The 14,016-nt window shown below is 44.7% G+C and carries 11 protein-coding genes; 8 read left to right on the top strand and 3 right to left on the bottom strand.

From position 1 onward, the window contains the following. Positions 1 to 36: 36 nt before the first annotated feature. On the bottom strand, positions 37 to 1,560 hold the full coding sequence (locus IEW93_RS00120; RefSeq protein ID WP_188735643.1) for a YifB family Mg chelatase-like AAA ATPase: 1,524 nt from the start codon (positions 1,558 to 1,560) through the stop codon (positions 37 to 39). Positions 1,561 to 1,757: 197 nt separating this feature from the next. Here IEW93_RS00120 and IEW93_RS00115 point away from each other — a divergent pair, with 197 nt between their 5' ends. Further along, positions 1,758 to 2,156 carry a YkgJ family cysteine cluster protein gene (locus tag IEW93_RS00115; protein WP_188736061.1) on the top strand — a complete coding sequence of 133 codons (399 nt, stop codon included), beginning with the start codon at positions 1,758 to 1,760 and terminating at the stop codon, positions 2,154 to 2,156. Positions 2,157 to 2,223: 67 nt separating this feature from the next. Continuing rightward, a complete protein-coding gene (gene paeA / locus IEW93_RS00110) occupies positions 2,224 to 3,531 on the top strand; it encodes a polyamine export protein PaeA (RefSeq protein WP_188735640.1) in 1,308 nt (435 codons plus the stop codon). A gap of 21 nt (positions 3,532 to 3,552) precedes the next feature. Here paeA and ilvY read toward each other — a convergent pair whose 3' ends face one another. After that, on the bottom strand, positions 3,553 to 4,425 hold the full coding sequence (gene ilvY, locus IEW93_RS00105; RefSeq protein ID WP_188735638.1) for an HTH-type transcriptional activator IlvY: 873 nt from the start codon (positions 4,423 to 4,425) through the stop codon (positions 3,553 to 3,555). 189 nt (positions 4,426 to 4,614) lie between these two features. On the opposite strand from ilvY, the gene ilvC reads away from it, so the two are divergent. From ilvC to IEW93_RS00075, 6 genes are all read left to right on the top strand, one after another. Then, positions 4,615 to 6,096, top strand: coding sequence for a ketol-acid reductoisomerase (gene ilvC, locus IEW93_RS00100; RefSeq protein ID WP_188735637.1), 1,482 nt, complete (start codon positions 4,615 to 4,617; stop codon positions 6,094 to 6,096). Between the two features lie 556 nt (positions 6,097 to 6,652). Further along, on the top strand, positions 6,653 to 8,338 hold the full coding sequence (gene ilvG / locus IEW93_RS00095) for an acetolactate synthase 2 catalytic subunit (protein WP_188735634.1): 1,686 nt from the start codon (positions 6,653 to 6,655) through the stop codon (positions 8,336 to 8,338). Further along, a complete protein-coding gene (gene ilvM / locus IEW93_RS00090) occupies positions 8,335 to 8,592 on the top strand; it encodes an acetolactate synthase 2 small subunit (RefSeq protein WP_188735633.1) in 258 nt (85 codons plus the stop codon). The genes ilvG and ilvM overlap by 4 nt, the downstream gene beginning before the upstream one ends. 79 nt (positions 8,593 to 8,671) lie before the next feature. Beyond that, positions 8,672 to 10,531, top strand: coding sequence for a dihydroxy-acid dehydratase (gene ilvD / locus IEW93_RS00085; protein WP_188735631.1), 1,860 nt, complete (start codon positions 8,672 to 8,674; stop codon positions 10,529 to 10,531). Between the two features lies 1 nt (position 10,532). Next, a complete protein-coding gene (ilvA, locus tag IEW93_RS00080) occupies positions 10,533 to 12,098 on the top strand; it encodes a threonine ammonia-lyase, biosynthetic (protein WP_188735629.1) in 1,566 nt (521 codons plus the stop codon). Between the two features lie 338 nt (positions 12,099 to 12,436). Then, a complete protein-coding gene (locus tag IEW93_RS00075) occupies positions 12,437 to 13,573 on the top strand; it encodes a pyridoxal-phosphate-dependent aminotransferase family protein (RefSeq protein WP_188735628.1) in 1,137 nt (378 codons plus the stop codon). A gap of 81 nt (positions 13,574 to 13,654) precedes the next feature. On the opposite strand, the gene ubiK is transcribed toward IEW93_RS00075, so the two are convergent. Next, the gene (gene ubiK / locus IEW93_RS00070) at positions 13,655 to 13,903 is read right to left on the bottom strand and encodes a ubiquinone biosynthesis accessory factor UbiK (RefSeq protein ID WP_188735625.1); all 249 of its coding nucleotides are present in this window, start codon (positions 13,901 to 13,903) and stop codon (positions 13,655 to 13,657) included. Positions 13,904 to 14,016 lie beyond the last annotated feature (113 nt).

The following is a 14,016-nucleotide window of genomic DNA, read 5'->3' as shown; positions in this document are numbered from 1 at the left end:
AGATTGCTCAATAAATACAACAGTTAAAAATTGACTTTATTGTTGATTAAGCTTTGCGAGTAAACGATCCATTGCTCTGTAGCCAAGTGCTTGCGCGATATGGCCTCGTTCTGTGGTGACAGACTGTTGTAGATCGGCAATGGTACGTGATACTCGTTGAATACGGTGAAAACTGCGCACAGACAAACCAAGACTCAGTACACTTTTTTCTAAAAATTCTAAATCTTGCTGGCTGATATTACTGTCTTGTTTAAGTTGTTTTGGGCTTAATTCACTGTTTAATACACCCGAGCGCGCCAACTGGCTTTCGCGCGCTTGTTTTACTCGTTTGGCTATTTCAACGCTGGTTTCGCCCGGTTGATGTTGTTGCGTAAGAGTGCCCGATGGCAATTTAGGCACCTCAACGGTTAAATCGAAGCGGTCTAAAAATGGCCCAGATAACCGCGATAAATAACGCTGAATTTGTTCAGGTGTTGATCGGGCTCGCTCCGTATCGCCACAGGGGCTGGGGTTCATTGCTGCTATGAGTTGAAAACGGCTTGAAAAAGTAAGCTTAGCTGCAGCTCTAGATATCTCAACTTGGCCGGTTTCTAGGGGCTCTCGTAAACAATCGAGCACTTTGCGAGGAAACTCAGCGATTTCGTCTAAAAATAATATTCCGCGATGGGCGAGGGAGATTTCGCCGGGTTTGGGGTGGCTGCCACCGCCAATTAATGCAATAGATGAACAGGTATGGTGTGGTGAGCGAAAAGGGCGATTAAGAAAATTTTGCGGTTTAATATGCAAACCGGCAACAGAATGAATAGCTGCAACCTCAATGGCTTCATCGTACGTCAATGCCGGCAGCAGCGGGATAATTCGGTTAGCTAACATGCTTTTCCCTGTGCCAGGTGGCCCAAGAAAAAGTAGGTTGTGATTTCCTGCTGCAGCGATTTCTAGCCCTTGCTTTGCTTGATATTGGCCAATTACATCACTCATGCATAATAAATTGTCAGTAACTGGCGATTCGTCTATCCATTCGGGCTGGGTGTCGAGCAAAGGCAGTTGCGCTTGTCCATGTAAAAATGCGGCGAGATTTTGTAAATGCGCGACAAAATAGCTGTGGTTGTACCCTACTAATTCTGCTTCGTGGCGATTGTCGATAGGCATAAAAAAATGATGTTGGTCGTTACGAGCAGCAATTATGGCTGGTAATAGCCCGGTACACGGTCTGACTTGGCCTGAGAGCGCTAACTCTCCGACAAATTCACATTGGTTAAGCGCTTTGTTCGGTATTTGATTGGATGCCGCTAAAATCCCGACAGCAATCGGCAGGTCATAGCGCCCTCCTTGTTTTGGGAGATCAGCTGGCGCTAAGTTGACGGTAATGCGTCGTTGGGGAAATTCAAAACCCGCATTGATTAATGCGCTTCTGACTCGCTCTTTGGCTTCTTTTACTGAAGCTTCGGGTAACCCCACTAAATTAAAAGCAGGTAAACCATTGCTTAAATGAACTTCTACGGTGACTTTAGGTGCCTCAACACCACAACTTGCTCGAGTAAAAACACAGGCTATTGCCATTAACAAATCCTTTTGTTTGAATAATATACAAATGAAGGGATGAATACAGTCTAGCAGCGTTGAGGTTTTTTGCTGATTTTATGGTGGATCGCTCGGTATAATGAATCAAAATTTGTTCAATTGTGTTAACTAAACCTTGGTTATATTGCCGTGTTTTGAGTAGAATACGCGCGCTATTTTTATGTGGAGAAAGCGGCGTGAAGTTTTCTAAGGGGAATCATTTTAATATTGATGATTTATCAACTTGGACAGCATATCGAAAAAATCTTTGCGATACTTGTCGAGCAACCTGCTGCACGTTACCGGTCGAGGTGACCGTTAACGATTTGATTAGGATGGGGTTGGTTGACCCATTTGAAGCAGAAGGTGATCTTAAGGCTATCGCCAAAAGATTACAAAAAGCTAAAATAGTGGCGCACTTTTCTCATAAAACCGCTATTTTTACCTTAGCCCGAATGGCCAATGATGATTGTCTTTATCTTGATAGACATAGCCGACGTTGCACTATTTACCATCAACGCCCTGAGACCTGTCGAAATCATCCTCGAATTGGCCCCAAACCGAATTTTTGTCCTTTTGTTGTAAAACAAAATTAACGTGTTAAACGCGATAACCGCTACCCCATTATGCCTAAGTGCCTTGTGCCTAGGATAAAGAGAATATATGACTATTACTGATAGTTTCTTAATTATATTGTGCCTGATAGGCATAAGTTGCTTTTTTTCTATGTCTGAAATTGCCTTAGCCGCCTCACGTAAAATACGCCTGCAAACCATGGCGGATGAAGGTGATATCCGAGCGCAAAAAGTCCTAAAATTACAAGCGCATCCAGGGAGCTTTTTTACTGTGGTGCAAATTGGTTTAAATGCGGTTGCCATTATGGGCGGTATTGTGGGTGAGTCGGCATTTCGCCCGTATTTTGAGCAATTGTTATTACCGTTATTAGGTGATGAGTGGGGCTTGCAACTGAGCTTTATGTGCTCGTTTGTGACTGTGACATCGTTATTTATTTTATTTGCCGATCTTATGCCAAAGCGTATTGCGATGGTGATCCCTGAGCAAGTGGCTGTTACCTTTGTGATGCCGATTGCGTTTTGTATTACGGTTTTAAAACCTTTTGTGTGGATTTTTAACGGTCTGGCCAATGCGATTTTTAAACTGTTGCAGGTGCCTACAGCGCGCAACGATCAAGTTACTCACGATGATATTTACGCCATGATGACCGCCGGAACAGAAGCCGGTGTAATGGATAAAGGTGAGCAACAAATGATGGAAAACGTGTTTGAAATGCAGTCGGTGTCTGTCACTTCGGCCATGACAGCACGTGAAAGCTTGGTGTATTTTCTGCTGCAAGACACCGAAGAAGACATTAAGCAAAAAATAGCTAAAAACCCGCACAATAAGTTTTTAGTGTGTGATGGTCAGTTAGATATGATCAAAGGTTTTGTTGATGCAAAAGAGTTGCTTATTCGGGTAATCAATGGAGAAAAAATTACCCTTAAAGGCAGTACATTAGTGCACAACTGCTTAATTATTCCTGACACCTTAACCCTGTCTGAGTCGATGGAGTATTTTAAAAATAATCGTGCCGACTTTGCTGTGGTTATGAATGAATACGCATTAGTGGTGGGGATTGTGACCACTAACGATTTGCAAAGTGCAGTAATGGGCGCCTGGTCATTACATGAAAGTGAAGAGCAAATTGTTGCCCGTGATGGCAATTCTTGGCTGGTTGATGGGGTGACTCCTATTACCGATGTGATGCGAGCGTTTCAGATTGAAGAGTTTCCACATAACCAAAATTACGAAACGATTGCCGGTTTTATGATGTATATGTTGCGCAAAATTCCGAAGCGCACTGACTTTGTCAATTATGCGGGTTATAAATTTGAGGTGGTCGACATCGACTCGTACAAAGTCGACCAATTGTTGGTGACGCGTTTAGAAAATGATGCTCCACCTATGCCATAAGCCTTGAAGAAAGTATGTTCATCAAATAATCTCTAAAAACGCACTAATGATAGGATCATTGGTGCGTTTTTCTTTACAGCAACATCCCAGCTCAAATGCAGGAATGTCTACAGGTGATGCTAATGTTTGGATCCTATCTCGTACAGGGCTGTTATGGATCACTGCTTCAGGGCTGATGCCCACTCCGCACCCCAATGCCACCATAGATACAATGGCTTCTTGCCCCGACACCTGTGCATAAATATTGGGTTTAATTCCCATTTGCTTAAACCATTGGTCGATACGTTTTCGCCCTGGGCCGTGATCAGGCACTATGTAAGGTAATTTTGCCCATTCAATATTGGCCTGATTAACCCATTGCTGTACCTGGCATTGCATGGTTGGTGCTATCACCGAAATAGGCACTTTATCTATAGGAGTGAAATGTAGGGTATCGGGAAACACTTCGGGTAACGCAATGATGGCTATGTCTGCGCGATTTTTTTGGATCAGGCTGACTGCATTTGCAGGATCTCCGGTTGTGAGTTTAATGTCTACATGTGGATGGTCGCGACGAAATCGATCTAATAGAGCTGGTAGATGGCTGTATGCTGCGGTGACTGAGCAATATAGATTTAAAATACCGCGTAAATACTGTTGGCTAGGGTCGATACGGCTACGCAGTTGGCTCCAGTCTGCCAGGGTTTGTTCGGCAAAGCGTTTAAATTCTAATCCTGCATGGGTCATGGTAACGCTGCGATTATCGCGTTCAAATAACTTACTGCCGACTTCATCTTCTAAGCGTTGTAATGCTCGACTTAATGTGGATGGACTGACATGCGATTGCTCTGCCGTTTTAGCAAAGTGCAGGCTATCACACAGGTGCAAATACAATTTTAGAGAGCGTATGTCCATAATCGGTATTTCCGTAAAGTGAAGATAATTCATCAAAATAGCGACGTTGCATTTTTTGCAACATCACATGCCGAATATATCATTTTAAGCAATGCTATGGATAGGCTATAGTCAACTCAATCGCAAAGTTTGAATGAATATCAAACGTAGTTTGCGTCCCAAATAGATAAATTTTAAAGGTGGTATCAGATGGCTAACTATTTTAACTCTCTGAATTTACGTCAACAATTAGCTCAATTAGCACAATGCCGCTTTATGGAACGTTCTGAGTTCAGCGACGGTTGCCAATATATCAAAGATTGGAACATTATTATTTTAGGTTGTGGCGCACAAGGCCTTAACCAAGGTTTGAACATGCGCGACTCTGGCTTAAATATTTCTTTTGCCCTACGTCCTGAAGCTATCACTGAAAAGCGCGCATCTTGGCAAAAAGCAACCGACAACGGCTTTAAAGTCGGTACATTTGAAGAACTTGTGCCTGATGCTGATTTAGTGCTTAACCTGACGCCAGATAAGCAACACACTAATGTTGTTAATGCCGTTATGCCATTGATGAAACAAGGTTCTACGTTAGCCTATTCTCATGGTTTCAACATTGTTGAAGAAGGCATGCAAGTGCGTTCAGACATTACTGTCATTATGGTTGCACCTAAGTGTCCAGCAACAGAAGTGCGCGAAGAATATAAGCGTGGTTTTGGTGTGCCAACACTGATTGCTGTTCACCCAGAAAACGACCCAAGAGGCGATGGTTTAGCGATTGCTAAAGCGTATGCAAGTGCAACCGGTGGTGATCGTGCTGGTGTATTAATGTCGTCGTTTGTTGCTGAAGTTAAGTCAGACTTAATGGGCGAGCAAACCATTTTATGTGGCATGTTACAAACAGGTGCGATTTTAGGTTACGAGAAAATGGTTGCCGATGGCGTTGAGCCAGGTTATGCCGCTAAGCTTATTCAGCAAGGTTGGGAAACCGTTACTGAAGCGCTTAAACATGGCGGTATTACCAACATGATGGACCGTTTATCAAACCCTGCAAAAATCAAAGCGTTTGATATGGCTGAAGAGCTAAAAGAAATCCTTAAACCGCTATTTGAAAAGCACATGGATGACATTATCAGCGGTGAGTTCTCTCGCACCATGATGGAAGACTGGGCTAATGATGACGCAAACTTGCTACGTTGGAGAGCAGAAACCAACGAAACGGCATTTGAAAATGCGCCAACATCATCTGAGCACATCGATGAGCAAACGTATTTTGACAAAGGCATCTTCTTGGTTGCGATGATCAAAGCCGGTGTTGAACTAGCCTTCGATACTATGGTTGCAGCTGGTATTGTTGAAGAGTCGGCTTATTACGAGTCGTTACATGAAACGCCATTAATTGCTAACACGATTGCCCGTAAACGTTTATACGAAATGAACGTGGTTATTTCTGACACTGCTGAGTACGGTTGTTATTTATTTAACCACGCAGCAGTACCCATGCTACGTGACTATGTGAATGCCATGTCGCCTGAGTATTTAGGTGCTGGACTTGCTGAGTCTTCAAATGGTGTTGATAACCAACGTTTAATCGAAGTGAATGAGCAAATTCGTCACACTGATGTTGAGTTTATTGGTGCTGAGCTTCGCGGCTACATGACTGACATGAAGCGTATTGTTGAAGCGGGCTAAGCGTTAAAAAACTGATGTTGTTCCTGTTCAGTTGTTGGCTGTAAATACAGTATCGTTGTCGGACAGGCATCAATCGAAACGCCCCAATGAGTGTTAAATGGGGCGCTGAAAAAACAAATTGATAGAGTGAGTTTTAAAGTAATTTTAGATTGAACTCATGCGTTAAGTTTTTGTTGTTGTTTGCATTGTCTCGGCAGGGAAGCTGAATTTTTTTTACATAGACAATTTTTTAGTTGTGCTCAGTAAATCTTTTATGGTACTTGTTAGTCATACCGTAACGTTTATTGAACATAAGCGAACGAAAAAATATTTGAAACTTAGGATACTGTCTAAAACATGTTAAACCGTGCAGCCATGCTCATTCTCGTGATTATTACCGTAGTGATTATTAAGTCACAGCGGGGGTGGCGTTTGACAACTAGACTGACCTAAGAGTCACAAAGATTGCAAAACCCCCGCTCCGAAAGGATCGGGGGTTTTTTAGTTTAAGGCTAAATAAAAATATCCAAACATGACGTAGAGCAAGCAAAACATTGACGAAGTAGAGATAAAAATTATGGAAGCAGGACAGAAAATGCGCGGCGCGGATGCAGTAATCAAAGTACTAGCAGCACATGGTGTTACCACAGTGTTTGGTTATCCTGGCGGGGCAATTATGCCTATTTACGATGCGCTCTATGGTAGCCCTGTTGAGCATTTACTTAGCCGTCATGAACAAGGTGCGGCATTTGCCGCGGTTGGTTATGCAAGAGCCAGTGGTAAAACCGGTGTTTGTTTTGCAACCTCAGGCCCTGGGGCGACCAATTTAATCACTTCGTTAGCCGATGCCTTGCTCGATTCTGTACCGTTAGTGGCCATTACTGGCCAGGTCTCTACTGCCGTTATTGGCACTGATGCTTTTCAGGAAATCGATGTGCTTGGTATGTCTTTGTCATGTACCAAACATAGTTTTATGGTTACCGACATCAATGATTTAATCCCTACGCTATATCAAGCATTTGAAATTGCTGCCGAAGGCCGCCCAGGTCCAGTATTGGTTGATATCCCAAAAGACATTCAAATTGCCGAGCTTGAGTACAAAACACCTCTACAAAGTGTTGCTGATGAGCTAGTGGCGACCCAATGCGAGCTTGATTCGGCTATCGAATTACTTTCACAAGCTAGTAAGCCAATGTTGTATGTTGGTGGCGGTGTGGGCATGGCAGGTGCGGTTGCACATTTACGTGAATTTATAGATGCCACAGGTATTCCGTCGGTTGCAACGCTTAAAGGCTTAGGCAGTATTGCCCACGGCACCAAAGGATACTTAGGCATGTTAGGTATGCACGGTGGTAAAGGGGCAAATCTCGCTGTACAAGAGTGTGATTTATTAATCGTTGTTGGTGCTCGTTTTGATGACCGAGTCACAGGGCGATTAGCCAGCTTTGCCAGTAATGCCAAAGTATTGCACCTAGATATTGATGCGGCTGAGTTAGGTAAATTGCGCCAAGCCGAAGTGGCTATTGCCGCAGAGCTTCGACAAGTCTTGCCTGCGTTAACTCAAGCTGTAAAAGGTAAGCTGGCGATTAGTCAGTGGCAAGCTGAGGTAGAAACGCTTTCGCGTCAACATCAATGGAACTATCAACACCCAGGTGATTTAATTTACGCGCCAGCTATGTTGCGCCGTTTAGCCAATAAATTACCTGAAGACAGCGTGGTGGCGTGCGATGTGGGGCAACACCAAATGTGGGTTGCTCAGCATATGTGGTTTCGTCGTCCTGAAGATCATTTGTCTAGCGCTGGCCTTGGCACTATGGGCTTTGGCTTGCCAGCAGCCATTGGTGCTCAGGTGGCGCGCCCAGATGCTACGGTGGTCACGGTCTCTGGTGATGGTTCGTTTATGATGAACGTTCAAGAGTTGACGACCATTAAACGTCGTAAGCTGCCGGTTAAAATTTTACTGATAGACAATCAAAAATTGGGCATGGTTAAGCAGTGGCAGCAGCTGTTTTTTGAAGAGCGCTACAGCGAGACTGACTTGTCTGACAACCCTAACTTTGTGTTAATGGCGTCGGCTTTTGATATTCCTGGCCGGACGATTAACCATGCTGATCAAGTCGAGCAAGCACTCGATGAAATGCTTAACAGCAGTGGTCCTTACATGTTGCACGTCGCGATTGATGATGCCTTTAATGTATGGCCATTAGTTCCACCCGGAGCCAGTAACAGTGACATGATGGATCAAATGGAGAAGCAAACATGATGCATAATCTTGAAATAACCGTTCAACAACGTCCAGAAGTGCTAGAGCGTGTTTTGCGTGTTACTCGCCACCGTGGATTTAAAGTCACTCAAATGCAGATGCGCATCAATGACGATGCTAGTATGGCTGTAGAATTATGGGTTGAGGCTGAACGTGCAATAGAACTGTTAAGTAATCAGCTCACTAAATTAATTGATGTCACCCAATGCAAGGTGATACCAGCGGTGTCACTTGGGCACGCAGCAAACAGCTAAACATACATTATTACCCATTTTAATGCGTTACTTGTGATAACACGGGTAACTTGCTCCACATTACACAAGGATATTTGCAATGCCAAAATTACGTTCAGCAACCAGTACCGAAGGCCGCAACATGGCAGGTGCCCGCGCACTATGGCGTGCCACTGGAGTTAAAGAAACCGATTTTGGTAAGCCAATTATTGCGATTGCCAACTCATTTACACAGTTTGTACCAGGGCATGTGCATTTAAAAGACATGGGCTCGCTTGTTGCCAGTGCGATTGAAGAAGTGGGCGGTATTGCTAAAGAATTTAACACCATAGCTGTGGACGACGGCATCGCCATGGGACATGGCGGTATGTTGTACAGCTTGCCTTCACGTGAGTTGATTGCCGACAGTGTTGAATACATGGTTAATGCGCATTGTGCTGATGCGTTAGTGTGTATCTCAAACTGCGACAAAATCACCCCCGGCATGTTAATGGCTGCGCTGCGGTTAAACATTCCGGTTATTTTTGTGTCTGGCGGCCCAATGGAAGCCGGCAAAACTAAGTTGTCTGACAAGTTAATCAAGCTTGATTTAGTCGATGCTATGGTCGCTGGCGCGGATACCAATGTTAGCGATGCAGACAGTAAGCAAATTGAACGCAGCGCTTGTCCAACCTGTGGTTCGTGCTCAGGTATGTTTACTGCAAACTCAATGAACTGTTTAACAGAAGCCTTAGGCTTGTCATTACCGGGTAATGGGTCGATGTTGGCGACTCACGCCGATCGCCGTGAATTATTTTTAGAAGCAGGCCGCCGAATAATGAAGCTGGCTGAGCGTTACTATAAGCATGATGATGAAAATGCATTGCCGCGTAATATTGCGTCTTTTAAAGCATTTGAAAACGCAACTGCATTAGACATCGCCATGGGCGGTTCATCTAATACCGTATTGCATTTATTGGCAGCGGCTCAAGAAGCTGAATTAGCCTTTGATATGGCTGATATCGATCGTATGTCACGTCTGGTTCCGCATTTATGTAAGGTTGCACCATCAACCCCTAAATACCACATGGAAGATGTGCACCGTGCTGGTGGCGTGATGGGTATTTTGGGAGAGTTAGACAGAGCAGGGTTATTGCACAATGATGTACCACACGTAGCAGCAGATGACGGCGGTGACCTAAAATCTGTATTAGCTAAATACGACCTAAAACAAACCAATGATCCTGCCGTGATTAAGTTTTTCAGCGCAGGCCCGGCTGGTATTCCGACCACTAAAGCCTTTAGCCAAGATTGCCGCTGGGACAGTGTGGATGATGACCGCGAAAATGGCTGTATCCGCGCACGTGAATTTGCGTTTAGTCAAGAAGGTGGCCTAGCTGTACTTGCGGGTAACGTGGCAACTGATGGCTGTATAGTGAAAACCGCTGGTGTGGATGAGTCAAATTTAACCTTTGTGGGCAGTGCCCGCGTGTATGAAAGCCAGGATGATGCTGTAAGCGGAATCCTAGGTGGCGAAGTTGTTGCAGGTGATGTGGTGGTGATCCGTTACGAAGGCCCTAAAGGCGGCCCTGGTATGCAAGAAATGCTGTACCCAACCACTTACCTTAAATCTCGTGGTTTAGGCACTCAGTGTGCGCTAATTACCGACGGACGTTTTTCTGGTGGTACATCGGGCTTATCTATTGGTCATATTTCACCAGAGGCCGCATCGGGCGGTACTATCGCACTGATTGAAAACGGCGATCAAATTGCGATCGATATTCCAAAACGCAGTATTCAATTGAATGTGAGCGATGACGAATTAGCACGTCGCCGTGATGCAATGGACGCCAAAGGTCCATTAGGTTGGAAGCCTGTATCACGTGAGCGTTATGTATCGTTAGCGTTAAAAGCGTATGCGCTATTAGCAACCAGTGCAGATAAAGGTGCGGTACGCGATCGCACTAAACTGGAGGGGTAGTATGTTGGCATTGGCGTCTCAAACTCAATTAGATTTAGCGCATTATTATTTGCAGAAAATTTTGCTGTCGTCGGTTTACGATGTTGCGAAGGTGACGCCATTGTCGAGCATGAATAAATTATCCGCTCGGTTTGGTTGTCAGGTGTACTTAAAGCGTGAAGATATGCAGCCTGTGCATTCATTTAAGTTGCGCGGTGCTTACAACCGGATTGCTGCGCTAACTCAAGATGAATGCGATAAAGGCGTGGTGTGTGCCTCGGCGGGTAACCATGCTCAGGGCGTAGCCATGTCAGCGGCCAGCCGCGGCATTGATGCCGTGATTGTTATGCCAAGTACCACACCAGACATTAAAGTTGATGCTGTGCGTCGCCTTGGTGGTAATGTGGTGTTGCATGGGCAAGCCTTTGATCAAGCAAATGATTATGCTAAAAACCTATCGGCAACTGAAGGGCGTGTGTATATCGCGCCGTTTGATGACGAGGCCGTGATTGCTGGCCAAGGCACCATTGCCCAAGAGATGGTGCAGCAGCAACGTGACATCGAAGTAGTCTTTGTGCCCGTGGGCGGTGGCGGGTTAATTGCCGGGATTGCTGCGTATTACAAAGCTGTTATGCCCCAAGTTAAAATTATTGGTGTTGAGCCAGAAGATGCCGCCTGCTTAAAAGCGGCATTAGAAGCGGATGAGCCCGTTACATTAGCGCAAGTCGGTTTGTTTGCCGACGGTGTCGCGGTGAAGCGTATCGGCACAGAACCTTTTAGGCTGGCACGTGAATACGTAGATCATGTGGTCACAGTGACCTCTGATGAAATTTGCGCTGCAGTTAAAGATATTTTTGAAGACACTCGAGCCATTGCTGAGCCTGCTGGGGCGTTATCAATTGCGGGTTTAAAAAAATATATGGCACTACAGGGCGACAGTAGCGATGCGCCTAAAAAAGCCGCTGCCATATTAAGTGGGGCTAATGTTAACTTTCATAGCCTTCGCTATGTGTCTGAGCGTTGTGAGCTTGGTGAGCAAAAAGAAGCCGTGTTGGCGGTTAAAGTACCTGAAAAACCAGGCAGCTTTTTACGTTTTTGTGAGCTACTTGAAAAACGCCCAATGACTGAGTTTAACTATCGTTTTAGTAGTCGAGATATGGCGGTAGTATTTGCCGGTATTCGTTTAACGGGCGGCCAAACAGAACTGGCTGAAATTGTCGCCAAGCTTGAGTTAGAGGGTTTTGAGGTTCAAGATCTTTCTCAAGATGAAACCGCTAAACTGCATGTTCGCTATATGGTTGGCGGTCATCCACTTGAGCCGTTAGAAGAGCGCCTATTTAGCTTTGAGTTTCCTGAGCATCCTGGCGCTTTGCTGAAGTTTTTAACCACCTTACAAAGTAAGTGGAACATAAGTTTGTTCCATTATCGAAATCATGGCGCTGCATTTGGCCGTGTTTTGGCAGGCTTTGAAGTGCCGGCAAGTGATGATGGCGCTTTTGCGCAGTTTTTAACGGACTTAGACTTTGTTTATCAAGAAGAAACTCATAGCCCAGCTTATAAGTTATTCTTAAATAGTGCTAAGAGTTAAATAGTGCTAAGAGCTAAATAGAGCAAAGAGCTAAATACATTAAGCATTCAACACTGCTAAAGGTAACTGTTTAGTGGTTAAAAGTTGAATGAAATCAGCTATGCACTGGGCTGATGGTGAATAAATTATTATCACATTGAGATGATTTAACATCTCAGTGTGATATTGTCAGTGCGCCTAAAACGAAAATATATTCGTAGGTTAATACCAATACCATCAAAGTGTAATGCCGTTATTGGGTTATGTCATTGTGATGGATTGCTTATATGTAGGGTAAATTTTTCCATGCGCTTGTAGTTATATGCAGGCGTATACGACCTCATTTTAAGGAGACATTGATGTTACCCGTGCCAACTATTCCAGCCTTTATGCCGCCGCGCCGTACCTTAATGGGTCCTGGCCCATCTGATGTATATCCAGAAGTACTTGCAGCGCAGTCGCGTCCTACCATTGGTCATTTAGACCCGCTATTTGTCGGCATGATGGATGAGCTAAAAAGCCTGATCCAGTATGCCTTTCAAACTAAAAACGAAATGACCTTAGCGGTATCGGCTCCTGGTAGTGCCGGTATGGAAACCTGTTTTGTTAATTTGGTTGAGCCAGGCGAAAAGGTTATCGTGTGCCGCAACGGTGTATTTGGTGAGCGCATGCGCCAAAATGTTGAGCGTGTTGGTGGTGTTGCCGTTGTTGTCGACAATGAGTGGGGCGAACCCGTGTGCCCTGATAAAGTTGAAGCCGCGCTTGTGGCAAACCCCGATGCCAAGTTTTTAGCCTTTGTGCATGCAGAAACCTCTACTGGTGCCTTATCTGATGCCAAAACCTTATGCACGTTAGCGCAATTACACGACTGTATCAGTATTGTTGATGCGGTTACATCTCTTGGTGGTGTTGAGCTACTGGTAGATGAGTGGGGCATTGATGCGATTTATTCTGGCAGCCAAAAATGCCTTTCATGCGTGCCAGGGTTATCGCCAGTGTCTTTCTCGCCTAAAGCTGTTGCTAAGCTAAAAGCGCGCACTACGCCTGTGCAAAGCTGGTTTTTGGACCAAACACTGGTGATGGGGTATTGGGGTAATAACAGCGGTGCTAAACGCAGTTACCACCACACCGCACCTGTCAATGCGCTTTATGCACTGCACGAGTCATTGCGTTTACTGGCTAATGAAGGTTTAGAACACGCCTGGGCAAGACACCGTAAGATGCACCTGTTATTGCGTGATGGTTTAACCCAGTTAGGGCTTAAATTTGTAGTAGATGAAGCGTCGAGATTGCCACAATTAAACGCTGTGTATATTCCAGAAGGTGTTGATGATGCCGCTGTGCGTAAACATCTGTTAGAAGAGTACAACCTTGAGATAGGTGCAGGCTTAGGAGCATTAGCGGGTAAAGCATGGCGTATTGGCTTAATGGGTTTTGGTGCTCGCCGTGAAAATGTGGCCTTGTGCTTACGGGCTTTACAAGAGTCTCTCAGTTAAGCTTGTTGTTTCTGGGTTATGTTCATAAAAAATGACGCTACTGAGCGTCATTTTTGTTGAATAATGGTTTGTTGGACATGATTATTCAGCGAGCTTTTTTTCAATTTCGTTAACTTGCGCTTGTAATGCTTCGAGCTTTTCACGGGTTTTAAGCAACACATGTTGCTGTACTTCAAATTCTTCGCGCGATACCACGTCAAGTTTCATCAGTTGGTTTTGTAATACCTGCCGGCTACGCTCTTCAAACTCACCTGCAAATTGCTTTACACCGCTTGGTAAATTGTCGCTGAGTTGTTTTGCGAGCTCTTCTATTTTCTTTGGATTAATCATTATGATCCCCTACTGATATATTAAGGTAATTGTAACCGAGGTGAACGTTTTTCCAAAACCAAAGTGTGATTTTCTTAACTGTGTATTAGCGATTCTGCTATGATCCGCCTTCG

Source organism: Shewanella inventionis, from assembly GCF_014641855.1.
In the GTDB taxonomy this organism is placed as follows: Bacteria; Pseudomonadota; Gammaproteobacteria; order Enterobacterales; family Shewanellaceae; genus Shewanella; species Shewanella inventionis.
The sequence above is the reverse complement of the archived record's forward strand: the minus strand, read 5'-3'. Positions and strand labels throughout refer to the sequence as shown.